The sequence below is a fragment of the Shewanella sp. SM21 genome (assembly GCF_025654335.1).
Taxonomy (GTDB): Bacteria; Pseudomonadota; Gammaproteobacteria; order Enterobacterales; family Shewanellaceae; genus Shewanella; species Shewanella oncorhynchi.
The window spans coordinates 78,847-104,984 of sequence record NZ_JAKKRL010000006.1 but is presented as its reverse complement, the minus strand read 5'-3'; the positions used below and the strand labels follow the sequence as shown (position 1 = coordinate 104,984).

Below are 26,138 nucleotides of genomic sequence, written 5' to 3'. Positions count from 1 at the left end.
CGTAGTGTCGTTGACGTTACGCCAGTGCACTTTAAGCGAACCATTGGTTGATTTTTAAGTGCCATTTTTGAAGGAGCAAAGATGATAACCCAAACTGAACGGTTAATTATTCGACCATTTACTGAGCAAGATTGTGAAGCGCTTTATTTGATGAACAGTAATCCCGCGATGCTGAAATACATTCCCACCGCGGCATTTACAGCTCGCGAGCAGGCGGTTGAGTTGTTTCACAAGGTGATCAAAGTCGATTATCAGCAACATGGTTTTGGCCGTTGGGCGGTAGAGCATAAAGCCGATAAGCGGGTGATTGGTTTTTGCGGTCCGAAATTTATTCCAGAATTCAGCGAAGTCGAACTGGGTTATCGTTATTTCCCTGAGTATTGGGGAACTGGAATTGGTACTGAGGCCGCATTTGCTGCATTAGCTGAATTTAAACGTTTTGGCATTGACCAGACGATTGCACTTATCTTAGCAGGGAATCTCGGTTCTGAAGGTGTGGCTAAGCGTGTGGGCATGCATTGGCGTGAGCAAAATGAGTTTATGGGCCATAAAGTGAATATCTACGCCAAGGTGTTATAGCGGTTTACCCGTAAACATCATCCAATAAAAAACCAGCCTTAGGCTGGTTTTTTGCTTAATGCTTTATAAACACAATGGCCGACTTAGGCGTCGTTATGCTCACAGGTATCGTTGGTGCAAGTGCCGTACAAATATAAGCTGTGATTAGTCAGCTTAATATTGTGTTTCATGGCAATTTCATCTTGACGACGTTCGATGACTTCATCTGAAAACTCAATCACTTTGCCACACGAGAGGCAAACTAAGTGATCATGATGATGCTGAGTCGATAGTTCGAAAACGGCTTTACCGCTCTCAAAATGATGGCGACTGACAATACCTGCATCATCAAATTGGTTTAACACACGGTAGACGGTGGCTAGACCAATTTCTTCACCGATATCGAGCAGCTTCTTGTACAAATCTTCTGCACTGATATGTTGGTTTTCAGGTCCTTGCATCAGTTCTAGGATCTTGACTCGTGGCAGGGTAATTTTCAAACCCGCTTTTTTTAGCGCTTGATTTCCATCTGTCATTGCTAATCTCTTGATTGCAGAACCAATAGGTTCATCCGTGGATAGTGTTTGCCATTATAGGTGCTCAGGTTGAAAACTTAAACCTTTGTTCTGGCTTTCTAGGGCGATATGCAGATAAATTGTGTCAATAGGCGTTAAATCACAATATTTTGCGGCAATTCAAGCATAGTTTTTGTATGGTTATACCAAGGAATAATATTCACGGCTGCCAAAGTCAGTGAGAATAATTCAAATAAATAAAATAATAAGGAATCAGCATGTACCAGCAAATTGTGGTGTTAACCGGCGCAGGGATCTCTGCTGAGTCGGGTTTACGCACCTTTCGCGATCAAGATGGTCTGTGGGAAGAGCATCATATTGAAGACGTTGCTACACCAGAAGGTTATGAGCGTGATGCTGAATTGGTAGAGCGATTTTACAATAGTCGTTGGTTGCAACTGCACAGTGGCACGGTTGAGCCCAATGCAGCGCATGTGGCCTTGGCAAAGTTGGAAGCGGACTTTAAAGGTCAATTACTTATCATCACACAAAATATTGATGATCTGCATGAGCGTGCGGGCTCGCGCCGCTTATTGCATATGCACGGTGAATTATCCAAAGGCCGTTGTCCGCGCTCACGTCAGACCTTTATTTTACGTGAGCCCTTTGGTGCCGATAATTGCTGTACTTGTTGTATTCCGGCTCAGCGATTACGCCCCCATGTGGTGTGGTTTGGTGAAATGCCCTTAGGGATGGATCGAATTCACGATGCGCTCGATAACTGCGACTTGTTTATTGCCATTGGCACCTCTGGCACTGTGTATCCTGCCGCGGGCTTTGTGGATACAGCTAACCATCATGGGGCTCAAACAGTCGAAGTGAATATGATGGCACCCGATAGACACAGTCAGTTTCAATATCACCTCACAGGAAAAGCGGGGGAGTTAGTGCCTCAGTTGGTTGATACCATTTTAGCGGGTCGAGTGATTGGCAGTGAGTCGAACACATGAGCGAAAAAGTTGCGATTATAATGCGTGGCTTACCGGGCAGTGGTAAGTCACATTGGGTTGAAACTTACATTCTTTCCCTTCCTTTAGAAAAAGCCATTGGCGTGCGGCAACGTGGCGTATTTTCGACCGATAGTTTTTTCTACCATGAAGATGAATACCGTTTCGATGCCAAGAAATTACCTGAGTTTCATCAATGTAATTTGACGGGGTTTATTCAGGCACTTTCTTCAAGCGAGCCTGTGGTGATTTGTGATAATACCAATCTGTGCCACTGGGAATACATGGCCTATGAAGCGGCGGCAAAAGCCTTAGGTTATCAAGTTAGAATTGTGCTTGTGGGTGAACCAAGCAGTCTGGCTCATCAGCAGGAATGCGCGAAACGCAATCGCCACTGCGTTCCTTTGGCACAAATTCAGCGGATGGCGAAGGTATTTGAAGATTTTTAATTTCAGGTACTTACTTATGTTGAGTGTTGTGATCTGTAGCAATCAATTTTAGGTATGGGTCCCGCAGTGTTTTCGCCCTGTCATAAGTCTGTTGTACTCTGTTTCAACGTTCTGCTTTGTCTATGTCTATGTGCATGTGTATGTGTATGGCTCGTACATTCGCCTTGTCTATTTGACTGTGCACTTTAAGCTTGATCCCAAAGACAGTTTATCCACATAAGTCTGCGTATAATGCGCTAACTTGTGTGGCATTGAAGGGTCAATGCAAGATTGCTGCTGGCTTGATCGAGACCATTGAGCACAAGCGGACGTTTATCAGAGGAAAGAGCCATGCTCATTAAAATTTTACTAACAGTCTTAGTCATTGCTGGCGCTTGGTTTTTACTGGTGAAACGCAAGCGTCAGATTGAACCTCTGGCAGTTAATCTCAGTTCAAAGCGTTTTAGTGAACTGCTGTGGCGCCGATACCTGTTGACGGGTGTGTTTGTGGTGATTGGATTTAGCCTACTGAGTTACAGTGTTTGGTATTGGCGCGATCAGCATAGAATTGTCACTGTGAGAATTGTGTCACCGAATGCCGACAATAACGGCGAGTATCGTGTGCGAAAAGGGGATATCTCAGACTCGAAAATGGTCACTATCGATGGCATCCATATTCGCTTTTCGACCCAAGAACGGTTGGCAATTATCGAAACCGATTAAGGCATATTTATTTTACTAAATTACCTTGCACGCCTTTTCATTGCCAACTTATGCGGTAAACTAGCGACAATTTTTTAGCCTGCACTTAAGTGGAATCGTTAACTTAAGTTTTTTTTCAGGAGGACAAATGATTACTGCTTATGTCTATGATAATCGTCACCTTACTGTGACAGAGCTCGGCATACTGGACAGTATTCCCGCGTCGACCATTTGGTTAGATCTGTATAAACCCGATGATGAGGAGCGAGAGTGGTTAAGTCATTTTTCTGTTGAAGAAGTGCCTGACGAAGAAGATATCAATGAAATTGAGGCCTCAGCACGTTTTTATCAAAACAGTGACGGCTTGCATATTAATTCGTTATTCCCACAGCGTGTCGGCCAAGATGTGCGCGGCGTTAACGTTTCCTTTAACCTTCGTAGCAATTTTTTACTGACAATTCGTGAAGAAGACGTAGGTCTTATCCGTTTACTGCGTAACTACTTGCGTTTGGGACGGTTAGAAGTATCGACACCGCAGGAATTGTTTCTCGAGTTATTTAATCTGAAAGTGGATTATCTATCTGACTTAATTGAAGACGTTTACACTGTACTTGAAAATGTCGGTGAGCAAGTATTTGATAACGATGAACTTGACGATGTATTTAAGCTCATCACTCTGCAAGAAGACTCTAATGGTAAAATTCGATTAAGTTTGCTCGATACTCAGCGTTCACTGCGTTATATGCAGCGTTATTATCGTGGCCAGTTATCCGATGAACATTTAAAGGACTTGCGGGAAATGTTGTCGGATATCGAGTCGCTGATGCCCCACAGTCAGTTTATTTTCGATAAGTTAAACTTTCTGCTCGATGCGGCCATGGGTTTCAGTGGTCTGCAGCAGAACAAAATCATCAAAATCTTCTCGGTTGCCGCTGTGGTGTTTCTGCCACCGACCTTGATTGCCAGTAGTTATGGGATGAACTTTGCCAGCATGCCTGAGCTTGAGTGGCAATACGGTTACCCTATGGCGATTGTGATGATGTTAGCCAGTGCCGCAGGTACTTATTTCTTCTTTAAACGTAAGCATTGGTTATAAGTCTGGCGCTAGCTGTGTTGATTTCTCGAATTAAAAATAAGGGGCGAATGCAATATTCGACCCTTATTGTTATCACTTTTATTTAATCATGTTCATTCAATGAGTGAGACTCGATGACTTTGCTTAAATGAGTGAAGCTCGTTAGGCATAATCGTTAAGCCAGTTTCTTAATCAATTACTTACGACTATCGCCGCCAAAGTAGTAACTCACTCGCTCGCGTGGATTTAGATACTCGTGGACTTTTTCAGGAAGCGCCGCAGGTGGTAAGCAGCGCACTATGCTGATCCCTTCAATTTCCAGATCAACGATAGGCGCTTGGTCTTTAGGAACTAACGCATCGTAAACCAATATCTTAGGGCATAGCAGTTTAGTTAAGTTAACCGACATCACCATGGCATATTGACCGCTGGATAATTCCACCACACTGCCGGGGGGATAAATGCCCAGCATCTTGATCATCTTTCCAATATACTCTTGATTTAGCTTAGTTTTGTATTGCTTATACAAATGCCCCAGTGCGGCGTAGGGCATTCTGGCTTTGCCCTGTTGGCTTGGGTAACACAAGGAGTCATATTCGTTCACTACCGCAATCAGTTGCGATACCTTATCGAGAGCCTCTTCCTTTAGGCCTTTGGGATAACCACTGCCATCGAGAAACTCGTGGTGATTGGTGATTGCAGGTAAGGCTGCTTGGGGAAAATTATCGGCTAATTTGAGCAGTTCAATCCCAAGTAAAGGATGCTGCTTGATAAAATTAAGCTCTGGTGCTGACCAAGGTGTCGATTTTTTTAGAATTTGTGGTGGGATTTTTAATTTACCCACGTCGTGGAACAGGGCACTGAGACCGACCGTTTCGATTTCACTTCTATCCCATTCCATTTCTTTGGCGATCAGCATAGAGAGGATCGCAACATTTAAGGAGTGGTAGTAAATGCTTTCATCCTGCTTAGCATCACTCATCAAATGCAGCACTAAGTTATCTGAGTTGAGCAGCTGTTCGACTATTGTGTGCACCAAATCTTTGGCGTCATCGACCGCATTTAAGGGGCGATTACGTAGCTTAGAGATGAGGCTGCGCATCATGGCTACTGAGCGGGTAAAATTTTGCTCAGTTTTATTAATGTCACGGCGTAATTTTTTTTGTACTTCGATTTGCTCAGCCTTGTATTGATCCATGTCGTTTTTAAGCACATTGATTTCAGCACTTGGCGGCAATTTGATAGGGTTGACCGCATCAGCATGTATCGGGGCGACGTCGCTGCGTTCTAAATCGACGATGACATGTTCGATGCCCAGATTTTTAATCAACTCGATTTGCGCAGCTTGTTTAATATGAAAGCTACTGAATAAAAAGGGATGATCTTTCCAAGCCACGGGCAAACGCACAAAGTTGCCGACTTGAAGTTGATGGACTGAAACTTTACAGCTTTTTTTCATATTCTTGTTATCGTGAAGCGTAATGTGGGTTATTTTATCTCAATGATGCTGCTTTACAATTACTTAACTAACATGTCAGCATAGTAAGCCTAGAAAGTAGCCACTCCATTGAGGAAGTATGGACTTTATTGAAGTATACCCTAATGCGTTGCCGAATGACTTGTGTGACCGTCTCATTCTGGCATTTGAGCAACATGCTGGCGTTGTTGATGGACATACGGGCAATGGCGTCGATTTGGAGAAGAAGATCAGCCGCGATTTGACCTTAGATAGTTTCGTCGACCTGCAGCCTATCAGAAACGAACTCTTAGGTTATACCTTAAAGGGCGCGGTAGATTATTTCACAAAGTATTCAATGGCATTAATGGGTGCGGTTGCTGTGTCAGTGAGTGATGAGCAGGGCCAACCAGTGACGCTAACTCCGACTAATTTTGCGACGCTGGGCGCACCTAGGGCTGATGGCTTAGTGAAGTATTTGTATCGCAGTGGCAGTATTAATATTCAAAAATATCAGCAAAATAAAGGCGGTTATCCCCATTGGCATTCGGAACAATTCCCGCAGAATGGCCACAATGAAGCTCTGCATCGCGTCGTGCTCTATATGTTTTATTTAAATGATGTGGAAGAGGGCGGCGAAACCGAATTTTATTATCAACAGCGTAAAATCTCCCCCAAAAAAGGCACTATGGTGATAGCGCCTGCGGGATTTACTCATTCACATCGGGGAAATAAACCTGTGAGTGGTGACAAATATATTGCCACTTCTTGGATCATGTTTAATCGAGCCGAACAGTTATATGCGGTGATTGCCTGATAGTATCTCAGTTTCTTACACTGGGATACGGATCCTAAAGAGCGCCCCTTCTAAGCGACTTTCTTCAATTTTTAAGCTGCCACCGTAGCTGTGAACGATTTCATCACAGACAGCTAATCCGATCCCTTGCCCAGGAGACTGAGTATCGGCACGCACGCCACGTTGGATAATCTTCTGTCTTAAGCTTTCTTCAACACCAGGGCCATCATCTTCAACAATGAGTTCAAACTCACCTTGTGAGTTAATTTTAGCCGATACATGCACTTGGCTGATACACAGGCGGAAAGCATTTTCCATAAGGTTGCCACACAGCTCCATTAAGTCACCCTTGTTGCCGGGGAACATCAAAGAGGGGGATATGTTGGCCGAGAACTGCACTTGTTTTTCTCGATAAATTTTAAACAACATTTGTGCTAATTGATCGACTAATGGCGCAATAACAGTTTGTTCTTGCTTCAGGCCTTGGCGGCCTAACATGGCCCGTTTTAATTGGTATTTGACCAGCTGATCCATCTGGCTGACTTGTTCCATGATCTTTTCGCTTGCCGATTGTTTACTCAAACTGGCGTCATCTGTAATGGCATGCACGGCGGCTAAGCGGGTTTTAAGACTGTGTGCCAAGTCATTCATAGCATTTTGATAGCGCTGTTGTTGGGCACTCGATTGTTGCAACATCTGGTTGAGTGCTTGCGTTACGCCTTCAAGTTCAACAGGATAGCCCTCAGAAAGTGATTTACTCTTACCTTGGTTAATTGATTGCAGTTCATTTTGCATCCGTACCAAGGGACGCATGCCCCAATAGGCGGCGCTGACCAATAGAATTAAGGCTAAGGCCAATACCATGGCTAAACGAATATAAGTACGTTTACTGAACTTACTGTATTCTTGCTCCAGTTTGGCGGCATCTTTCATGACGAGGAGGTTGTAATGCACACTGGCAATTTCTACCGCGAGCAAATAGACGAAATAACCTCTGTCGTCAGCCATGGTGAGGTAGTAGGGCGGGGAGTCGTTACGGATTTCGTTAAAACGCTCACAGGTATCAAATAAGCCACGATCTACTGCGAGGGATGAGGTCCAAACCTGCTTAAATTTGTCATCGCAACTCGCTATTACATAGCGCTCTTGTTTATTATTTTCTTCTAACCAAGCACTGGTATCGGGGATAAGATCGTGCTCCCGTAATTCGGCGGCGACTTGGGGAATTTCGGCAATGAGTTGGGCAGTTTCTTCGTTATAACTATTTTGCGCATGCAGAATATTAACCATCCATGCGAGACCAAAACCCACTAAGGTAATAATTGATAGCGAGGTGAGAAACATCCGTGTCAGCAGACGTTTCTTGAATTTTAATCTTAATTGCATGGCAGGTTAAATTTATATCCTTGGCCGCGGATGGTCACTATGGGGTTATCGATACCATCGCGGGTCAGTTTTTTACGCAGGCGGCTGACCATGACTTCAATCGTATTGGGATCGCCTTCCTTATCACCATAAATCACATCGAGTAAACGTTGCTTGGCGACAACCTCATGACAATGGCGCATCAAATATTCGAGGATTAAATATTCAAAGGCAGTGACCTCCATGACTTCGTCACCCAGAGTGACTTGTTTGGCGGCGAGATCGAGTTTCAATTCTCCACTGCAAATCACGGGTTTAACAAAACCTGCGCTACGTCGCACTAAGGCATCAAGCCTTGCGACAAGCTCTTCTTTTTGAAAGGGTTTCACTAAGTAGTCATCGGCTCCGGCGTTTAGGCCTTCAACTTTATCCTGCCAATTAACTCGTGCCGTGAGAATTAATATCGGTGCTTTAAGACCCGCTTCACGGAGTTGTTGAATTAAGCTAATACCATCTTGATCGGGTAGCCCTAAATCGACAATGGCGACATCGATGGGATAATTAGTGGCTTGATAAAAACCTTCTTTGGCAGTCAGTGCCACTTGAACTTGATTGCCGAGATCGCTTAATTGCACTTTTAAGTGGTGGGATAAAATAGGATCGTCTTCAACAACCAAAATTCTCATAATATAATGCCTTAAAGTGTATGAGCTAAGCTTTAGCAAACTAGTCTACGTAAAATTACACTGATAACCAAATAGAGGATCAGCATATCTTAGTTGAACTTAACCTTTGCTGACCGAGTTGAACTTGTGGTCAAAATAAGTACTAATTTATTGTTGAATAAGAAGGTTTTGCCGTTAACGTGTTAGCGTATCGGGGAATTTCCCCAAGGCGATTTTTGTTTTCTGATCCGCAAAATGCCGTTGCCACACATAATCGCGCCTAAGGTAAATAACATCACCGCCATCATGATAAAAGACAATCTCAACCAAGGCATTTCTTGCGCTAATCGCAGATGTACCGCTTCAATGGTTGTGACGCCCCAGACGGCAAAGACACTTATAAATAATAAAATTTGTAATAAACGAAGTAAGTAAACTGAGTTAAAAAATAAGACTAAAGGCGCAAGTGCAAAAGGAATGGCAAAGTTAATTTGTTCATAACGTACGAAGTGGGCACTCAATAGCCAGCATGCAATCAGGATCCAAAGACTTCTCCACCACATTTATACCCCTCCCATTAAACGTATTAAAATAGTAAACATAATGTATCTAAAAACAAACTTCCGTACCATTGGCGCGTTCACATTTTGCTAACAATAGACATGTTAACTGTATTGCGTTCAAACAAAAACGCCCAACACTGAAGCTGGGCGTCATTTTGGTCTTTGTGAGGTTTAGTTCGATTTATCTAAATGATGAACTTGCTCATCAAAACTTCTAGCAACTTTACCCGCTTGAGTGTTGTTAAACACTTGCTCGTTAAATTCGCCCTCTGATTTAGCAATAATTACAGTTGCTACGCAATCACCTGTGACGTTTACAGCAGTACGTACCATGTCGAGTAAGCGATCGACACCGATAATCAGGGCAATCCCTTCCACTGGTAAGCCAACTTGATTTAAGACCATGGCCAGCATGATAAGTCCGACACCTGGAACGCCCGCTGTACCAATTGATGCTAACGTGGCAGTCACAACGACAACGGCATAATCGGTTAGTGAGAGCTCAATGCCAAAAACCTGCGCAATAAACACAGTGGCAACGCCTTGCATGATTGCTGTGCCATCCATGTTAATCGTAGCGCCTAACGGTAGCGTAAAAGCGGCGATTTTATTATCGACACCTAATCTATGTTCAGACGCTTCTATGGTAATGGGTAAAGTGGCATTTGAACTGGCGGTTGAAAAAGCAAACAACTGCACATCACGCATTTTACGAATAAATATTAAGGGATTGAGGCCTGAGAAAAGTTTTAGAAGTGTAGGGTAAACAACAAACGCATGGATCAGTAATACACCTAAGACCACGAAGAAATATTTAACCACACTACCAAAGGTCTCTAAACCGAGTGTTAATGCAAGTTTTGCCATCAGCGCAAATACACCATAGGGCGCGAGTTGCATGATCAGTGTCACGACACGCATGATGACTTCATTTAAATCTTCAAACAACGCCGCAATACGTTTGCCGCGCTCACCAATATGGGCAATAGCAAAGCCAAAAATGACCGCAAAAATAATAATTTGCAGCATATTACCTTCGCTCAATGCCTGCATCGGATTAGTGGGCACTATGTTTATCAGCACATCAGCGAGACTTGGGGCTTCTTTTGCGACGTACTCCATTTTTTCTGACGCCAGTGAGGCGTTTCCAGGATGTATAAGGACTGCGCTGACAATCGCAATCACTAAGGCAATGGCGGTTGTGAATAAATAGAAGGCGAGGGTTTTCCCCCCTAAGCGGCCTAATTTTGAAGGTTCACTCAGTGAGCAAGTTCCGCAAACTAATGAAATAAAGACTAAAGGAACGACTAACATTTTTAAGCTGGAGATGAAGATGGTACCGATAACATGCAAGAAACCTTCAGTAATATAATCTTTTACTATATCGCTTTCTGGAAAGGCATTGCGGAGAATGAGGCCTAAAGCAATACCTGTTCCCATACCGATCAGAATTTTACTTGTAAGGCCGAGTTTATTTTTTATAGAAATTGCCATAGAGAGTCCTGTGTGTTTTTTATACATTCTATTTTTTGGCGCTCACAAGACTAGCAAGAAAATCGTGAAGATGAAATGACAATTAATGTTAAAGTATTTATCAGATTTGCGAAATAAAATAAGATAGTTATGGGAAAGTTTCGTGAAAATTGTGTAATGTTAGCCTATAAGTAATAAGCGTCTCGCTTAGGTATTATCATCAGAGTAACAGGGAGCCTGACAATGAAGTCAGCGTATAAGGTTTTTCTCGCAGGATTGTGTTCGCTTTTATTATTAGCATGTGGTGGTGGAGGCAGTATCTCTGATGATGGTTCCGGTACTCCGCCATCTGATAAATTTGTTGTTAAATTAGAATTAGTTAATTCAGATGGACAGGCAATAACAGATATTTCGAATGCTATCCCTGGAAAGTTGAATGCGACTTTAACTAAGAATGCGAGTGCTCTTGCTGGTGCGCGAATAGTCTTCAGTATAGATGGACAAGGAGCTCTAACTCCAGATAGTGGTGTCACTAATGCAGATGGTAAAGTGTTTATTAATGTCTTACCTGGAAACAAATTAGGTTCAGGTAAAATTACCGCCACTTACACACCTGCAAGTGGAAGCACAGCTACTGCCGATATTTCTTTCAATACCAAAGGTGATGGTGGTGCATCAACTGGAGGTGCACAGGTGGCTTTAGTAATGGTGAGTGATCTTGAGTCAAAAACACCTATATCAACAATAACATCTCTTTCACCTGGTTATCTTATTGCTAATGTTACAGGAATTTCCAAGCAAACAATTGTGCAATTTTCCAGTACGCGCGGTGAATTACCCATTGATACCGCTGTTACAGAACAAGGTGTTGCTTATGTTCAAATTTTAGCAGGTACCCAGCCAGGTGCAGGTAGTGCGACAGCAACGTTACTAACGGGAGAAAAATCGGAACCACTAGTGTTTAGTATCGGTGCGACTAATGTATTTATGGGGAGTGGTTCTCCATTTCAAAATGGTGTTGCATCTGTTGAGCCTTCGGTTGTTTCAGCGGGTGGGACTTCAAGTGTCTCTGTAGCTATTCAGGATGACGCTGGAAATCCATTTGCAGATCCAGTTGAAGTACAATTTACCTCTGTTTGTGCTTTGAAGGCGAATGCTGAAGCCGAATTAAGCACGCCTGTAGTCGCGGTTAATGGTATTGCAACCAGCACCTACTTAGCAAAAGGTTGTGTGGGGGACGATACTATAAATATAAGCGCAAATGTTGGTGGAAAATCTCTAACCGCCAAGGCGACGGTAAATGTCTTACCTGCAAGTGTCGGCAGTATCTTTTTCCTAGAGGCAGTACCTGAAGTCATTAGGCTTAAGGGAACTGGTGGGGCAGAAGCCTCAACCGTGAAATTTAAAGTAATGGATAAAAATGGTATTCCGGTTAGTAATCAACGTGTGAATTTTTCGCTCAATACTGAAGTTGGCAATATCACTCTTGATCCTGAGTTTGCTACTACAAATGGTCAGGGAGTTGTTCAAACGGTAGTTAATTCGGGCTCAGTATCAACAAGTGTAAGGGTTACTGCAGTGGTTGCTGGCAGTACGCCAGCAATATCGAGTCAATCGAATCAATTAGTTATTTCGACAGGTTTACCTGACCAAGATAGCTTTTCTTTATCGGCATCAAACCTAAGCCCTGAAGGGTGGGATTACGATGGCATTGAGGTTGATGTGACGGCACGATTGGCTGATGCATTCAACAACCCTGTACCCGATGGCACAGCGGTTTCCTTTACCACAGAGGGCGGTGTGATAGTGTCTTCGTGTCAGACAGTTAATGGTGCTTGTTCGGTTAAATGGACAAGTCAAAATCCTCGCCCTACTGGTGATACGTTAGCCATGCAAGGTAAAGAACCTTCGTTAGATGCGGAATTGGGTCAACCTTATGGCGGGCGCGTGACGATTTTAGCGACGGCTATCGGTGAAGAATCTTTCCCCGATACTAATAGTAATGGACGTTTTGACGGATCTGAAGTAGCTAATTTTTTAAGTAAAAAGGATGTATCGGGTAATCCGTATGACTTAAGTGAAGCGTTTGTCGACCATAATGAAGACCGTATTTTTAACCCAAGTGTAGCAGGTGGTGAAGAGGGAGGGGATGCTGAAGTGTTTACTGATTTTAATAGTAATGGCGTTTATGACCAAGCAGATGGTTTATACAATGGTAGTTTGTGCCAATTAGATGCTAATGGCAGTAAACATGCAGGCTGTGCAGCGGGTAGCACTTCGCTGAATGTACGTGCTTCATTAGTTTTGGTTATGTCTGGTAGTGATGCGATGGCTTCAATTCCTCTTATTACGGATAGTTGTGTAGATGATAAAACTAAAGCTGATGTATGTGATGGCCTCAACGATAACAATACAATTGATATCATAGGTAAATCAACTGGGGGAGTTACTATCATTATTGGTGATTTACATAATCAGCCATTACCTTCAGGAACAGTTATTACGTTTACCCCCTCAGCTGGTAGCTTAGCAAGTAAAGGCTCTTTCACTGTCGCATCTTCAAATGATAACGGGGCAGGAAAGTATAGCGTTCTTATAAAAGGTGCTGACCAACCAGATGCAGGATCATTAGTGATTGAAGCACTGACTAAAAAAGGTGTTTTGACGCAGATTGCAACGATCCCAGTTGTTATTCACTAGCCATGATGTGTATGAAGTAAAAATATTAGCCAGTGTCAACGCTATTTAGGACGGGTCACAATATAAATAAAAAGCGCACTTAATTGTGCGCTTTTTAGTGTTTAGTCTTTAGAATTATATTTATTCATTAACGCTGGAACTGATACACGCTACCTAGTTTCATGATCTGTGTCAGTTCATCTAGAGCTGTTCGAGATTCGATGATTAGCTGAGGGTCTGCAAGATCTTGGGTGGTTAATCTGTCACGGTAATGTTTGTTTACCCAAAGATTTAAACGAGTAAATAAAGCATCATTCATCAGAGTGTGTTGATTTACCGCTGCGACTTCCACTTCATTCATGGCGACACGTAAACGAAGACAGGCAGGGCCGCCACCGTTTTGCATGCTTTGTTTTACGTCGAAATAAAGCACTTGCTTAATCGGCGTGTTTAACGTGAGTAATTCGTTCAAATAGGCAAATACCGCGGGATTTTCTTGGCAATCTGTTGGGGCAATAATCGCCATTTCACCGGATGGCAACGTAATAATTTGAGTATTGAATAAATAGCTTTTGACTGCGTCGTTAATTGCTACTTTCGCAGTTGGCACTTCAATGAAATACAGCTCAGTGTCGAGTTTACGTTTAATTTCATCGATCTTATTCTTGGTATTTAAGAAGGCTTGTTCGTGGTAGAACAGGACATTTTGATTACCTACTGCGATAACATCGTTATGGAATACACCTTGATCAATCACATCAGGATTCTGTTGGATGAAGACACAATTATCGTCTTCCAGCTGATGTAAGCGTGCGACTGCCATCGACGCTTCTAAGGTTTGTCTTGCTGGATATTTTTGCGGTTTAGGTGCGTTGGGATTGGTGGCTTCTTGTCCATAAACAAACAGCTCAACACCAGCATGGCCGTATTCATTGCAGAGACGAGTGTGGTTTGCGGCACCTTCATCACCGAAGCTATTATGCTCAGGTAAGTGACTATGGTGATGAAAATAGTGGGGATCACTGAAAGTTGCTGTTAATATGCGCCCCGTTGTCAAAGGTTCGATGCTGCGATGAAGTTTATCGACTAAATTTGCTGGGGTAAAATGCAGTTTGCCGTCACGTGTATCTGCACTTGGTGAGACTGTAGCGGCATTGGCTGTCCACATACTGGAAGCACTGCAACAGGCATTAAGTAATATGGGCGCTTCTTTTGCCGCTTGTTTTAATACATTAGCATCAGAGCCAGAAAATCCAATTCGGCGCAATGTATAGAGGTCTGGGCGCTCTTGAGGAGCTAATATTCCTTGAACCATGCCCATATCGGCTAGTGCTTTGGCTTTTTGGAGTCCTTGTTTTGCAGCAGCTTTGGGGTTGGAAACTAAGGCGGCATTGCTAAGTGAGGCGACATTGCCAAAAGACAACCCTGCGTAATTGTGTGTTGGTCCAACGAGTCCATCAAAATTCGCTTCAAAGTGCTTCATTGCTTATCCTTGTGATAGGGAAAGTTATTATTTGTTCATATGGTCCCTGAGGGAACCCAGTATACTGAAGCTTTTCGAGTGCACAAGCGGACGGTTTTGTGCTCAAAGCGACTTTTTCACGATAAATGCATAACTATTTCTTGCTTGCTGGCTAATAATGAAATATTAGTTTTTAATTACGCATATTATATTTTTACATTTTTTCAACTTTGATTAAAAAGTGACTCGCTGGTACATATAAAAGAGGGATTAACTTGAAACTATCAGTACAACCCTCTATATATGGTGCCAATTTCCACCTTCTTGAGATTTTTTGGCGCAAATTAAACTATGGGTAAATCGCTAGTTATTGTCGAATCACCGGCCAAAGCTAAGACTATTAATAAATATCTTGGCAAAGAATTCATCGTTAAATCGAGCGTAGGTCACATCCGTGATCTGCCGACATCATCGACTTCAGAAGGCAATGAAAAGGTTAAATCCGCTGCCGAAGTTAAGAAGATGTCGCCAGAAGAAAAAGCTCAATATAAAAAGGTGAAAGATCAGCAAGCGCTAGTGTCTCGTATGGGCGTAAACCCTGAAAAGGGCTGGGCGGCTAAGTACCAAATTTTGCCGGGTAAAGAAAAAGTCGTTAAAGAGTTACAGGCACTTGCCGATTCTGCTGACCAAATCTATCTCGCAACCGACTTAGACCGTGAGGGAGAAGCTATCGCCTGGCATTTGCAAGAGGTGATTGGTGGTGATCCTTCACGGTATCAACGTGTTGTTTTCAACGAAATTACTAAGTCTGCGATTCAAGATGCTTTTAGTAAACCGTCGACACTCGACACTAACATGGTGAATGCCCAACAAGCCCGCCGCTTCTTAGATAGAGTTGTCGGTTTTATGGTGTCGCCTCTGCTGTGGAAAAAAGTTGCTCGCGGTTTATCCGCTGGGCGAGTGCAGTCGGTTGCCGTGCGTTTAGTGGTCGAACGCGAAAGCGAAATCAAAGCCTTTGTGCCTGAAGAATTTTGGGATGTACACGCAGAACTCAATACGCCCGCTCAAGAAGCTTTGCGGATGGAAGTGGTTAAGCATCTAGATGCTGCTTTTAATCCTATCAATGAACAGCAAGCGATGGCTGCGGTTCAAGCGTTATCTGCGGCAAGTTTTACTGTGCTGGCCCGCGAAGATAAAGCGACTCAAAGTAAACCATCTGCTCCCTTTATTACGTCGACATTGCAACAGGCCGCGAGTACACGCTTAGGTTTTGGTGTGAAGAAGACCATGATGATGGCTCAGCGACTTTACGAAGCCGGTCATATCACTTATATGCGTACTGACTCGACCAATTTGAGTCAAGAAGCCGTTGAAAACTTGCGCGATATGATTGCCAAAGAATTTGGTGATAAGTATCTACCCGCCGAACCGATTCGATACGGATCAAAAGAAGGCGCACAAGAAGCTCACGAAGCGATTCGCCCATCAAACGTTCAAGTGCAAGCAGCGACCTTATCTGACATGGAACGTGACGCTCAGCGCTTATATGAGCTTATTTGGCGCCAGTTTGTCTCATGTCAAATGACACCTGCACAATATGATGCCACTAAGTTGACCGTAAAAGCGGGTGATTATGAGCTCAAAGCCACGGGACGTACCTTACGTTTTGATGGTTGGACTCGCGTACAAACAGCACTTAAGAAGAAAAACGAAGAAGACAATACGTTACCATTCGTGGCTCAGGGCGATGTATTAGCATTAAAAGAATTGCAGCCTAAACAACATTTTACTAAGCCTCCAGCACGATACAGCGAAGCTTCTTTAGTAAAAGAATTAGAAAAACGCGGTATTGGCCGCCCATCAACCTACGCAACCATCATTTCAACGATTCAAGATCGTGGTTATGTAAAAGTAGAAAATCGTCGTTTCTATGCCGAAAAAATGGGTGAAATTGTCAGCGAACGATTGGTGAGCAGTTTTGCTGATTTGATGAGCTATGACTTTACCGCCAGCATGGAGCAAACATTAGATGATGTGGCTCGGGGCGAGTTAGACTGGAAAAAAGTACTCGATGGTTTCTATGCTGACTTTACTAAGCAATTAGAAAAAGCGGAGCTGGATCCTGAAGAAGGTGGCATGCGTCTTAACCAAATGGTGATGACGGATATCAAGTGCCCAACCTGTGGTCGTCCTATGGGTATCCGCACGGGAACGACTGGCGTTTTCCTTGGTTGCTCTGGTTATGAATTGCCCCCTAAAGAACGCTGTAAGACGACGATGAACCTCACGCCTGGCGTTGAGGCGATTAGCGAAAACAGTGAAGATGCCGAAACAGATGCACTGCGTGCGAAGCACCGTTGTAGTATTTGCGGCACGGCAATGGACAGTTACCTGATCGATGAGAAGCGTAAGTTACACGTCTGCGGTAACAATCCAATCTGTGAAGGTTATGAAGTCGAAGAAGGCCAATTCAAGATCAAAGGCTATGAAGGTCCACTGATTGAGTGTGATCGCTGTGGTCACGATATGGAACTGAAAAATGGTCGTTTTGGTAAGTATTTTGGCTGTACCAATGAGGAGTGTAAGAATACCCGTAAATTACTGAAAAATGGTGAGGCGGCGCCGCCAAAAGAAGATCCTATTTATTTACCTGAACTGAAATGCAGTAAATCGGATGCCCATTTCGTATTACGTGATGGTGCGGCGGGTATCTTCTTAGCGGCTAGTACTTTTCCTAAATCACGTGAAACCCGTGCGCCTTTGGTTGAGGAACTGGTTCAATACCGTGAGCTGCTATGGCCTAAGTATCAGTATTTAGCGGATGCGCCAGTCACTGATGATGAAGGCAATAAGGCTGCGGTGAAGTTTAGCCGTAAGACGAAAGAGCAATACGTTGCGACTGAAGTCGATGGCAAAGCCACGGGTTGGTCTGCGCATTACGTCAATGGGAAGTGGGTGAGTGAATCTACCAAGAAGGCCAAGAAAGGCGCATAGCGACGGATTAAGCTAGCTTAACGCTAAGAGAACAACAAAAAAGCCAAGTCAGATATGACTTGGCTTTTTGTTTGCATTTTCGATATCAATTTGTTGCTATAGATAATAATTCAAACATGTTGAGTACTTTACACTTACTGAGTACTTTACACTTACAGATACAAACTGACTCACAATGACGCGGTAGCATGAGTGGCAAATGTGTCGCTAATTCAACTTAACGGTAAGCAAATAGAGACTGATCACCATTTCTTTTTAGGTTGAAACAGCATATCGATATCATCTTCTTCATTTTTAGGTCTAGGCGCACTGGGCTCAGATTGTTTCTGTGCCCCCATAATTTCATCAAGTAATTGTTTAGCCTCATCGACTTTACGCCCAATGAAGGGATCATTAGGCGTTTGTGCCTTAATGGCGTGTAATGTTGATAGGGCTTTGGTTACCATTTGTTTTGATGAGCCATATTGCTTCATAAAACTGGCCGCGCGGGCACGAGAAAGCATAGAATCGACATTAATTCTGAGCTGTAAACTGTCGATGCGGCTTTCTTCTTGAGCAAAAATGCTCGGATCGACTTTACCTTTATTATGCTCGGCTCTGAGTATCGCCTTTAATTTTTTTAAGGTTTGAACAAGCGCTAAAATTTGTTTGTCATTATCGGGTAGTCTGAAATTCTCAATTGGAGGAGTTTGAGGTTGTCCAGACTGTAAGCTTGTAATTTGATTATTGATATCGGCTAAGCGGCGTTGGTAGTCTGACTGTTGTTGGCCATTACTGATCGCTGTTGCAGATAGCAAGGCATCTTGTACACGCCGGTACAAAACCAACACTATATTCGTGCTACAAGGCATCATTCCTGTGTTTGATAACACAGTTTCAGTTTCATCGATAATTGCTCTTTGACGGGCAAATTCAATGCGACGCTCAGCCTCTACACGTTCTTTTTGTTGCTGTAATACGTTAATTCCGATAACAAGCAGTAAAAGCGCACCGATGAGGATCAGAACCAAGGTGAATGACATAGATGTTCCATTATTTATCCAATTGAGCTAATGCTACAATAAATCAATAAACTAGCATAGTTATCTTAGCCTAGGTTATCATTTCTGTCGTATGAATCTGTAGACTTGTGCTCTATATTCCTATTTGCTTTAATTTTTACTATATACTATAACGATTGATTATAGCTGAGAGTGCTTTGAGGGCTCAGTTGTTAATGGCATTTTGCGTGTTTGAGACAAGGAAATAAGATGAAACTGCAACAACTCAGGTATATTGCTGAGGTCGTAAAACATAACCTCAATGTATCGGCGACAGCTGAAAACTTGTATACCTCTCAACCTGGGATCAGTAAACAAGTTCGTATGCTTGAAGATGAGTTGGGGATCCAAATATTTGGTCGTAGCGGTAAGCATTTAACCCATGTCACACCTGCGGGTTTGCAAGTGATCAGCATTGCCAATGATATTTTAGGTAAAGTTGAAAGTATCAAAAAAGTGTCTGAAGAATATACTAAGCCAGATCAAGGTGAGTTAAATATTTCCACAACAGATACTCAGGCACGCTATGCATTACCGACGATAATTCGTCAGTTTATTGATCGCTATCCTAAAGTGAACTTGCATATGCACCAAGGGACACCGTCTCAGATCAGCGAACAGGCGGCTCGCGGTGATGCAGATTTTGCCATTGCGACCGAAGCAATGCATTTATATTCAGATCTGATCATGTTGCCTTGTTACCACTGGAACCGCTCTATCGTTGTGCCCAAAGACCATCCTCTTGCGACCCGCAATCAAGGCAGCTTGATTAGTATCGAAGATTTAGCGCGTTTCCCCTTAGTGACCTATGTCTTTGGTTTTGACCGTGCTTCTGAAATTGAGAAAGCGTTCAATCGGGCCAATTTAGAGCCGCGTGTCGTCTTTAGTGCGACCAGTGCCGATGTGCTTAAAACCTATGTTCGTTTAGGATTAGGCGTGGGCGTCATCGCGTCTATGGCAATTGATCCAAATGTTGATAAAGATTTAGTCGCTATTGATGCTGGCCATTTGTTTGCCCACAGTACGACTAAAATTGGTTTTAGGAAGGGCAGTTTCTTGCGCAGTTATATGTATGATTTTATTCAGCACTTTGCGCCGCATTTAACCCGTGATGTGGTGGAGAAAGCCGTAGCATTACGGGATCAACAGCTCATAGATGAAATGTTTGCCGATAAAAATCTGCCAATGCGTTAACTTGGATGATTTACAAACATAAAAATGCCGCTAATAAAAGTGGCATTTTTATGGGTTTAGCGATTAAGATAAATCGACTTTATCCATCTCGAGTTGCGCAAGGGCAATAACTGCTTGAGTGCGGTTGCGAACGCCAAGTTTTCTAAATATGGCAGTCGCGTGCGCCTTGATGGTCGCCTCAGACACGCCAAGATCGTAGGCTATTTGTTTATTTAATAACCCTTCGGCAAACATCTGCAACACTTTATATTGTTGCGGCGTGAGATCGGATAACTTGCTGGCCATTTTATCAATGGCATCGTCATTGATAGCAATAATCTCAGTGCCTTTAGGCAACCAAATATCACCGAATAACACCGCACTTAGCGCCTCTTTTAGGGTTTCCATTGAAGCTGATTTAGGGATAAAACCACTGCTGCCATAATGAATCGCACGGCTAATGGTATTGATATCCTCGTGGGCTGAAATCACCACAACGGGTAACTCAGGATAATGTGAGCGTAGGTGGATAAGCGTGGAATAGCCGTGGGACCCGGGCATCTGCAGATCTAACAGTACAAGATCGTAATCGACGCTTCGAACATCCAATACAGATTGCAGTGCGTCAGCACTGTCGGCTTCAAACCACTGTGCATGCTCGAAAGCGCTGGTCAGCGCTTGACGTAGTGCATTTCTGAACAATGGATGATCGTCTGCGATAATAATATTTAAGTTTTCTAGCTTCATGGCTTTTATGATTATGTTCGGTGCGCGTGAAGATTGAACTCAATGTAACAGAAAAGTAATCAAGGATCCTATTGCTTTATTCAGGAATAAGGACAAAATTTTGATATGTTTCTGGTTGTTAGACTTTGGTCGGTGTTTTACGGGGAAAAAGATGGACCGTATGGTTTCAATTGAAAGCCCGAAAGTACGGGCTAACCTATACTTTAAAATCGTCTAAAAACTACCCATATGTCCACACTTTTGTAGGATTTCGTTGTTCGTCAACCGCAACAAAGGTGAACACACCACGTATGGCATGCTCTCGATGGTCTTGATACATGTCTTCGACATAGATGTTGACTTCAACTTTTAATGACGTATTACCTACATGGATCACACGAGCGATGAGTTCTGCTAGTGTGCCAGCTGGGATAGGCTTTTTAAAATCAATTCTATCGGAACTCACTGTGACTAAGGTTTTACGGCAGAAACGAGTTGCCGCAATAAAGGCTGTTTCATCCATCCACGCTAAAGCTTCACCACCAAATAACGTATTGTGATGGTTGGTGATTGAGGGAAATACTGCTTTAATCACACGCGCTTCTGAGGAATCAATTCGAGTTTGAATCGCGTCAGGAAAAGGTGTTTCAGCGGCTTCGATTCGTGAGGTATTTTCGGTGTTTGTGGACATGGGGGTAAGCGACATACAGCAACCTAAGGTAATGCAGCAAAATAAGCTCGAATTATAAAGATTTATGGTGGTTAAAGATAGAAAACTACAGGCTTTAACCTGCAGTAGGCATATGACTGAGGATAATGTCATGCTTCCAATAAAAAAAACCGAAATGAGATCGGTTTTTTATTGGACGATTTATTTTACTTCAGATTTATTTGGTTAACAGTGCTTTTCTTTCGCGGGAAGCCGCTGCGAGCTTACGTAGCAGAATTTCAGAGTCGTCCCAATGTAAGCAGGCGTCGGTGATACTTTGGCCATAACAGAGTGGCTGGCCTTCAACGACTTTTTGATTACCTTCTTGTAAGAAGCTTTCAGCCATAATACCTGCGATGGCAGTGCTGCCAGCACGCATTTGAGTCATAATTTCATCGGCGACCATCAGCTGTTTGAGATGGTTCTTCTCACTGTTTCCGTGGCTGAAATCGATAACCATACGTTGAGTTACCCCAACAGATGCAAGCTGTTGACGCGCTTCTTCGATATCTTGTGCGTGATAATTAGGTTTTTTGCCACCACGTAGGATGATATGGCCAAACGGGTTGCCGTGGGTGCGATAGACCGCCATAGCGCCATCTTTATCCGGTGAATAGAAAACATGTGGCACTTGTGCGGCACGCACTGCATCAACGGCAATATTGATGTTCCCATCTGTACCATTTTTAAAACCAACAGGGCAGGACAGTGCTGAAGCCATTTCTCGGTGGACTTGGCTTTCCGTGGTGCGCGCACCAATCGCACCCCAAGTGATGAGATCCGCTATATACTGACCGTTCACCATATCTAAAAATTCGGTGGCGATAGGCAATTTTAATTCAGTGATTTGTTGCAGCAATTCGCGGGCAATGCGTAAACCTTTGTTTGGTTCGAAACTGCCATCGAGATCGGGATCTGAAATTAATCCTTTCCAACCGACAATTGTGCGGGGTTTTTCGAAATAGACGCGCATTAAGATACACAAGTCATCTTTCAATTCTTGGTGTAACGCGGCTAAGCGTTGAGCATAATCTAATGCCGCTTTAGTATCGTGGATTGAGCATGGGCCTATGATCACCAATAGACGTTGGTCTTCACCCATAATGATGGCTTCGACTTCACGACGTTGCTGAACCAGATAATCGGCTGCATCTTGAGTTAATGGGAACTCAGATGCCAGTTGCGCAGGTGAGATGACTTTTGCTAATAAGGAAGTGCGTAGTTCGTCTGTTTTTATGGTCATTCAAAATACCGAGCTTGCGTGCGGCGCTTTTCGCCAGATTGCCTCGGATTATAACGAATCGAACCGAGTTGCACAGTGCCAATTGCGTTAATTGTCGGCAACTGTGCAATGAATTTGATTTAAGTTAGTTTCTTTTAGACTAAATTCACTCGGTTTCTTTTGCTGATTTTGGCTTATTAGGCTTAGAACATATGCCGTTCTAGGCCCGTGACATCTAATATTTTAGTGGCAATTTCTTCCACGGAATGATTAGTGGTGTCTATATAAGGAATGCGTTCTCGTTTAAACAGCATTTCCACTTCTTTGACTTCTAAGCGGCACTGTTTGAGCGATGAATAGCGGCTATTCTCCATTCGACTCTGACGGATTTCATGTAAACGCACGGGATCAATCGTTAAACCAAACAGTTTTTTCTTATTGCGTTTCAGCGCTTCAGGTAACTTAAGGTTATCCATATCATCTTCGGTGAAAGGGTAGTTTGCCGCTTTTATACCGAACTGCATTGATAAATACAGGCTCGATGGCGTTTTGCCACAGCGAGAGACCCCAAGTAAAACCAGATCGGCTTGATCCATATGTTTCATGGTCTGGCCATCATCGTTATCCATGGCGAAATTAATGGCATCAATACGCGCTTCATAGCCGTGATTCGCTTTTCCATGGGTTCTATGTACAACTGGAGAGGCAGAAACACCTAAATGTTGTTCGAGTGGGGCCACAAAAGTATTCAAAAAATCATAATCAACCCCTTCACTCGAGTAGATGATGTCGCGGATCTCGGCTTTTACGATGGAATGGAATACTAACGGCCGCTCACCTGTTGTAATAAAACAATCATTAATTTGTCGCTTAACTTGCTCTGCTTTCGTCAGAGTTTCGACAAATGGAATCGTAAGTGACTCAAATTCTAATGGAAATTGCGAGAGAACCGCATGACCAAAAACTTCAGCTGTGATCGCTGTCCCGTCGGAGATATAGAATACTTTTGGTGCCATACTGACCTCTTGTAGTAATAAAATTACAAATAAAATTATAGATTTACGCGTGTTCGACAGGAGTGTAAAATGCCGCTGCCCTCGTGTGAAGGGGCCACTGAAATAAACTTGCGGAGATAGAACTGTGCAGCAATACGTACTCTGGTATCAAGAATTAGGCATGGGTGACGTCAACTTGGTTGGCGGTAAAAATGCTTCTCTAGGCGAGATGATCAGCAATCTGGCCAATGCCGGTGTTCAAGTACCTGGCGGATTTGCGACAACTTCCCATGCGTTCAACGAGTTCCTTGAACAAAGCGGAGTTAACCAGAAGATTTATGACATTCTAGCCACACTGGATGTAGATGATGTCAATGCGCTGGCTAAAGTAGGTGCACAGATCAGACAGTGGGTTATCGACACTCCATTTCAACCAGCATTAGAGCAAGCGATTCGTGAAGCTTACGATAAACTTGCCGCTGAAACTAGCGAAGCGTCATTCGCGGTACGTTCTTCTGCAACAGCTGAAGATATGCCAGATGCCTCTTTTGCGGGTCAGCAAGAAACTTTCTTAAACGTAAAAGGATTTGAATCCGTACTGACAGCGATCAAGCATGTGTACGCTTCACTCTTTAACGATCGCGCTATTTCCTACCGTGTGCATCAAGGTTATGAGCACCACGGTGTTGCCTTGTCTGCTGGCGTACAACGCATGGTTCGTTCAGATAAAGCGGCTTCAGGTGTGATGTTCACTATGGACACTGAATCTGGCAATAACGATGTGGTGTTTATCACTTCATCTTTTGGTCTGGGTGAAATGGTTGTTCAAGGCGCGGTAAACCCAGATGAATTTTATGTTCATAAACCTATTTTAGCCTTAGGTCACAAGGCTGTTGTGCGCCGTAATATCGGTAGCAAGCTCATCCAAATGGTGTATTCAGATGATGCTGCTCACGGCAAACAAGTCAAAATTGAAGACGTGACTGCTGACAAACGTCGTCAATTCTCTATCAATGACGCTGAAGTTGAAGAATTAGCCAAACAAGCCATGGTGATCGAAAAACATTACGGCCGTCCAATGGACATCGAATGGGCAAAAGACGGCAATGATGGCAAATTGTATATCGTTCAAGCGCGTCCAGAAACGGTTCGTAGCCGTGAAGATGTGCAATTGATTGAACGTTATCACTTAAAGAGCCGTGGCGTTGTGATCTGTGAAGGTCGCGCTATTGGCCATAAAGTGGGTACTGGTGTAGCCAAAGTATTAACCTCAATCGCCGATATGGATCAAATCCAACCTGGTGATGTGTTAGTGACAGACATGACAGATCCTGATTGGGAACCTATCATGAAGCGCGCAAGTGCTATCGTCACAAACCGTGGCGGTCGTACCTGTCATGCGGCAATTATCGCCCGCGAATTAGGTGTGCCAGCGGTGGTGGGTTGTGGTGACGTGACTGACCGTATCAAGAATGGTCAAATCGTGACTGTTTCTTGCGCCGAAGGTGACACTGGCTTTATCTACGAAGGTAAACAAGAGTTTGAAGTGATTTCAAACCGTGTTGACTCTCTGCCTGCATTGCCAATGAAAATCATGATGAACGTGGGTAACCCTGATCGTGCATTTGATTTTGCCCGTTTGCCAAACGAAGGTGTGGGTCTAGCGCGTTTAGAATTCATCATCAACCGTATGATTGGTATTCATCCGAAAGCACTGCTCGAATTCAATCAACAGGATGCAGCGCTGCAAACTGAAATCAACGAAATGATTGCTGGTTACGAATCACCTGTTGAGTTCTACATTGCCCGTCTGGTTGAAGGTATTGCGACTATCGGTTCAGCTTTCTATCCGAAGAAAGTGATCGTACGTATGTCAGACTTTAAGTCTAACGAATACGCAAACTTGGTTGGTGGTGACAGATACGAGCCAGAAGAAGAGAACCCAATGCTGGGCTTCCGCGGTGCGAGCCGTTATATCTCTGAATCCTTCCGTGACTGTTTTGCCCTTGAGTGTGAAGCGATCAAACGCGTTCGTAATGACATGGGGCTGAAAAACGTTGAAGTCATGATCCCATTCGTTCGCACAGTGAAAGAAGCTGAGCAAGTGGTTGGTCTGCTCAAAGAGCAAGGTTTAGAGCGTGGTAAAGACGGTTTACGTGTCATCATGATGTGTGAAGTGCCTTCAAACGCCCTGTTAGCAGACCAATTCCTTGAGCATTTCGATGGCTTCTCTATCGGCTCAAACGATTTAACTCAGCTGACACTCGGCCTTGACCGTGACTCAGGTATCATTAGCCATTTATTCGATGAGCGTGATGAAGCCGTTAAAATGCTACTTTCATTAGCCATTAAAGCGGCTAAAGCGAAGGGCGCTTACATAGGTATTTGTGGTCAAGGTCCTTCAGATCACGCTGATTTTGCCGCTTGGTTGGTAGAACAAGGCATAGATACAGTGTCATTAAACCCTGATACTGTGATTGATACTTGGTTGTATTTAGCCGAAGCGCACGGTTGATCTAGATAGTAATTTTATAA

The 26,138-nt window shown here is 43.5% G+C and carries 22 protein-coding genes; 10 read left to right on the top strand and 12 right to left on the bottom strand.

Annotation, left to right across the window (positions count from 1 at the left end):
- Positions 1–81: 81 nt before the first annotated feature.
- Complete coding sequence (locus tag L5L94_RS09455) at positions 82–579, top strand: GNAT family N-acetyltransferase (protein ID WP_263162808.1); 498 nt, start codon at positions 82–84, stop codon at positions 577–579.
- Between the two features lie 83 nt (positions 580–662).
- On the opposite strand, the gene fur is transcribed toward L5L94_RS09455, so the two are convergent.
- Complete coding sequence (fur, locus tag L5L94_RS09450; protein ID WP_028759706.1) at positions 663–1,094, bottom strand: ferric iron uptake transcriptional regulator; 432 nt, start codon at positions 1,092–1,094, stop codon at positions 663–665.
- A 257-nt stretch (positions 1,095–1,351) separates the two neighbouring features.
- Here fur and cobB point away from each other — a divergent pair, with 257 nt between their 5' ends.
- The 4 genes from cobB (at position 1,352) to corA (ending at position 4,306) form a co-directional block, all read left to right on the top strand.
- The gene (gene cobB, locus L5L94_RS09445; RefSeq protein ID WP_028759707.1) at positions 1,352–2,083 is read left to right on the top strand and encodes a Sir2 family NAD+-dependent deacetylase; all 732 of its coding nucleotides are present in this window, start codon (positions 1,352–1,354) and stop codon (positions 2,081–2,083) included.
- A complete protein-coding gene (locus L5L94_RS09440) occupies positions 2,080–2,529 on the top strand; it encodes an ATP-binding protein (RefSeq protein ID WP_263162804.1) in 450 nt (149 codons plus the stop codon). Before cobB ends, L5L94_RS09440 begins: the two co-directional genes overlap by 4 nt.
- A 330-nt stretch (positions 2,530–2,859) precedes the next feature.
- Positions 2,860–3,231, top strand: coding sequence for a hypothetical protein (locus tag L5L94_RS09435; RefSeq protein WP_263162802.1), 372 nt, complete (start codon positions 2,860–2,862; stop codon positions 3,229–3,231).
- A 127-nt stretch (positions 3,232–3,358) separates the two neighbouring features.
- Complete coding sequence (gene corA / locus L5L94_RS09430; RefSeq protein WP_105252689.1) at positions 3,359–4,306, top strand: magnesium/cobalt transporter CorA; 948 nt, start codon at positions 3,359–3,361, stop codon at positions 4,304–4,306.
- A gap of 175 nt (positions 4,307–4,481) precedes the next feature.
- Here corA and L5L94_RS09425 read toward each other — a convergent pair whose 3' ends face one another.
- Positions 4,482–5,744, bottom strand: a complete 1,263-nt coding sequence (locus tag L5L94_RS09425) for an HD-GYP domain-containing protein (RefSeq protein ID WP_028759711.1) — start codon at positions 5,742–5,744, stop codon at positions 4,482–4,484.
- Between the two features lie 118 nt (positions 5,745–5,862).
- Between L5L94_RS09425 and L5L94_RS09420 the strand changes: the two genes are divergently transcribed.
- Complete coding sequence (locus tag L5L94_RS09420; protein ID WP_131523317.1) at positions 5,863–6,558, top strand: 2OG-Fe(II) oxygenase; 696 nt, start codon at positions 5,863–5,865, stop codon at positions 6,556–6,558.
- 15 nt (positions 6,559–6,573) lie between these two features.
- On the opposite strand, the gene L5L94_RS09415 is transcribed toward L5L94_RS09420, so the two are convergent.
- The 4 genes from L5L94_RS09415 to L5L94_RS09400 all read right to left on the bottom strand — a co-directional run bounded on the left by L5L94_RS09415 (position 6,574) and on the right by L5L94_RS09400 (position 10,624).
- Complete coding sequence (locus L5L94_RS09415; RefSeq protein WP_028759713.1) at positions 6,574–7,923, bottom strand: sensor histidine kinase; 1,350 nt, start codon at positions 7,921–7,923, stop codon at positions 6,574–6,576.
- A complete protein-coding gene (locus tag L5L94_RS09410; RefSeq protein WP_028759714.1) occupies positions 7,914–8,588 on the bottom strand; it encodes a response regulator in 675 nt (224 codons plus the stop codon). Before L5L94_RS09410 ends, L5L94_RS09415 begins: the two co-directional genes overlap by 10 nt.
- Before the next feature lie 182 nt (positions 8,589–8,770).
- Positions 8,771–9,130 carry a hypothetical protein gene (locus L5L94_RS09405; RefSeq protein WP_028759715.1) on the bottom strand — a complete coding sequence of 120 codons (360 nt, stop codon included), beginning with the start codon at positions 9,128–9,130 and terminating at the stop codon, positions 8,771–8,773.
- A 171-nt stretch (positions 9,131–9,301) separates the two neighbouring features.
- Positions 9,302–10,624 carry a dicarboxylate/amino acid:cation symporter gene (locus tag L5L94_RS09400; protein WP_198572325.1) on the bottom strand — a complete coding sequence of 441 codons (1,323 nt, stop codon included), beginning with the start codon at positions 10,622–10,624 and terminating at the stop codon, positions 9,302–9,304.
- Between the two features lie 222 nt (positions 10,625–10,846).
- Here L5L94_RS09400 and L5L94_RS09395 point away from each other — a divergent pair, with 222 nt between their 5' ends.
- Complete coding sequence (locus L5L94_RS09395; RefSeq protein ID WP_263162797.1) at positions 10,847–13,303, top strand: hypothetical protein; 2,457 nt, start codon at positions 10,847–10,849, stop codon at positions 13,301–13,303.
- Positions 13,304–13,430: 127 nt separating this feature from the next.
- Here L5L94_RS09395 and astB read toward each other — a convergent pair whose 3' ends face one another.
- Entirely contained in the window at positions 13,431–14,765 is a 1,335-nt protein-coding gene (gene astB, locus L5L94_RS09390) for an N-succinylarginine dihydrolase (RefSeq protein WP_263162795.1), read from the bottom strand.
- A gap of 330 nt (positions 14,766–15,095) precedes the next feature.
- Here astB and topA point away from each other — a divergent pair, with 330 nt between their 5' ends.
- Positions 15,096–17,738, top strand: coding sequence for a type I DNA topoisomerase (gene topA, locus L5L94_RS09385; protein ID WP_105252683.1), 2,643 nt, complete (start codon positions 15,096–15,098; stop codon positions 17,736–17,738).
- A gap of 242 nt (positions 17,739–17,980) precedes the next feature.
- Here the strand turns inward: topA and zomB are convergent, their stop codons facing one another.
- Complete coding sequence (gene zomB / locus L5L94_RS09380) at positions 17,981–18,760, bottom strand: flagellar motor control protein ZomB (protein WP_263162790.1); 780 nt, start codon at positions 18,758–18,760, stop codon at positions 17,981–17,983.
- 228 nt (positions 18,761–18,988) lie between these two features.
- Between zomB and cysB the strand changes: the two genes are divergently transcribed.
- Entirely contained in the window at positions 18,989–19,972 is a 984-nt protein-coding gene (gene cysB / locus L5L94_RS09375; RefSeq protein ID WP_028759721.1) for an HTH-type transcriptional regulator CysB, read from the top strand.
- A 63-nt stretch (positions 19,973–20,035) separates the two neighbouring features.
- Here the strand turns inward: cysB and L5L94_RS09370 are convergent, their stop codons facing one another.
- The 4 genes from L5L94_RS09370 to L5L94_RS09355 form a co-directional block, all read right to left on the bottom strand.
- Positions 20,036–20,698: a response regulator transcription factor gene (locus tag L5L94_RS09370; protein ID WP_028759722.1), complete on the bottom strand. Its 663-nt coding sequence runs from the start codon at positions 20,696–20,698 to the stop codon at positions 20,036–20,038.
- A 220-nt stretch (positions 20,699–20,918) separates the two neighbouring features.
- Complete coding sequence (locus L5L94_RS09365) at positions 20,919–21,383, bottom strand: acyl-CoA thioesterase (protein WP_168825401.1); 465 nt, start codon at positions 21,381–21,383, stop codon at positions 20,919–20,921.
- A 181-nt stretch (positions 21,384–21,564) separates the two neighbouring features.
- On the bottom strand, positions 21,565–22,629 hold the full coding sequence (locus L5L94_RS09360) for a 3-deoxy-7-phosphoheptulonate synthase (RefSeq protein ID WP_028759724.1): 1,065 nt from the start codon (positions 22,627–22,629) through the stop codon (positions 21,565–21,567).
- Positions 22,630–22,811: 182 nt separating this feature from the next.
- Positions 22,812–23,624: a pyruvate, water dikinase regulatory protein gene (locus tag L5L94_RS09355; RefSeq protein ID WP_028759725.1), complete on the bottom strand. Its 813-nt coding sequence runs from the start codon at positions 23,622–23,624 to the stop codon at positions 22,812–22,814.
- A 124-nt stretch (positions 23,625–23,748) separates the two neighbouring features.
- On the opposite strand from L5L94_RS09355, the gene ppsA reads away from it, so the two are divergent.
- Entirely contained in the window at positions 23,749–26,118 is a 2,370-nt protein-coding gene (gene ppsA / locus L5L94_RS09350) for a phosphoenolpyruvate synthase (protein ID WP_263162787.1), read from the top strand.
- The last annotated feature ends 20 nt before the right edge of the window (positions 26,119–26,138 follow it).

Excerpts from the sequence above, each read along its gene's own strand:
- L5L94_RS09395 (WP_263162797.1), top strand. The coding sequence starts at position 10,847 with ATGAAGTCAGCGTATAAGGTTTTTCTCGCAGGATTGTGTTCGCTTTTA.
- zomB (WP_263162790.1), bottom strand. The coding sequence starts at position 18,760 with ATGTCATTCACCTTGGTTCTGATCCTCATCGGTGCGCTTTTACTGCTT.
- cysB (WP_028759721.1), top strand. The coding sequence starts at position 18,989 with ATGAAACTGCAACAACTCAGGTATATTGCTGAGGTCGTAAAACATAAC.
- L5L94_RS09360 (WP_028759724.1), bottom strand. The coding sequence starts at position 22,629 with ATGACCATAAAAACAGACGAACTACGCACTTCCTTATTAGCAAAAGTC.
- L5L94_RS09415 (WP_028759713.1), bottom strand. The coding sequence starts at position 7,923 with ATGCAATTAAGATTAAAATTCAAGAAACGTCTGCTGACACGGATGTTT.
- corA (WP_105252689.1), top strand. The coding sequence starts at position 3,359 with ATGATTACTGCTTATGTCTATGATAATCGTCACCTTACTGTGACAGAG.
- L5L94_RS09355 (WP_028759725.1), bottom strand. The coding sequence starts at position 23,624 with ATGGCACCAAAAGTATTCTATATCTCCGACGGGACAGCGATCACAGCT.
- L5L94_RS09455 (WP_263162808.1), top strand. The coding sequence starts at position 82 with ATGATAACCCAAACTGAACGGTTAATTATTCGACCATTTACTGAGCAA.
- L5L94_RS09440 (WP_263162804.1), top strand. The coding sequence starts at position 2,080 with ATGAGCGAAAAAGTTGCGATTATAATGCGTGGCTTACCGGGCAGTGGT.
- L5L94_RS09365 (WP_168825401.1), bottom strand. The coding sequence starts at position 21,383 with ATGTCGCTTACCCCCATGTCCACAAACACCGAAAATACCTCACGAATC.
- fur (WP_028759706.1), bottom strand. The coding sequence starts at position 1,094 with ATGACAGATGGAAATCAAGCGCTAAAAAAAGCGGGTTTGAAAATTACC.
- L5L94_RS09435 (WP_263162802.1), top strand. The coding sequence starts at position 2,860 with ATGCTCATTAAAATTTTACTAACAGTCTTAGTCATTGCTGGCGCTTGG.
- L5L94_RS09400 (WP_198572325.1), bottom strand. The coding sequence starts at position 10,624 with ATGGCAATTTCTATAAAAAATAAACTCGGCCTTACAAGTAAAATTCTG.
- L5L94_RS09410 (WP_028759714.1), bottom strand. The coding sequence starts at position 8,588 with ATGAGAATTTTGGTTGTTGAAGACGATCCTATTTTATCCCACCACTTA.
- L5L94_RS09420 (WP_131523317.1), top strand. The coding sequence starts at position 5,863 with ATGGACTTTATTGAAGTATACCCTAATGCGTTGCCGAATGACTTGTGT.
- L5L94_RS09370 (WP_028759722.1), bottom strand. The coding sequence starts at position 20,698 with ATGAAGCTAGAAAACTTAAATATTATTATCGCAGACGATCATCCATTG.
- L5L94_RS09405 (WP_028759715.1), bottom strand. The coding sequence starts at position 9,130 with ATGTGGTGGAGAAGTCTTTGGATCCTGATTGCATGCTGGCTATTGAGT.
- topA (WP_105252683.1), top strand. The coding sequence starts at position 15,096 with ATGGGTAAATCGCTAGTTATTGTCGAATCACCGGCCAAAGCTAAGACT.
- astB (WP_263162795.1), bottom strand. The coding sequence starts at position 14,765 with ATGAAGCACTTTGAAGCGAATTTTGATGGACTCGTTGGACCAACACAC.
- cobB (WP_028759707.1), top strand. The coding sequence starts at position 1,352 with ATGTACCAGCAAATTGTGGTGTTAACCGGCGCAGGGATCTCTGCTGAG.
- L5L94_RS09425 (WP_028759711.1), bottom strand. The coding sequence starts at position 5,744 with ATGAAAAAAAGCTGTAAAGTTTCAGTCCATCAACTTCAAGTCGGCAAC.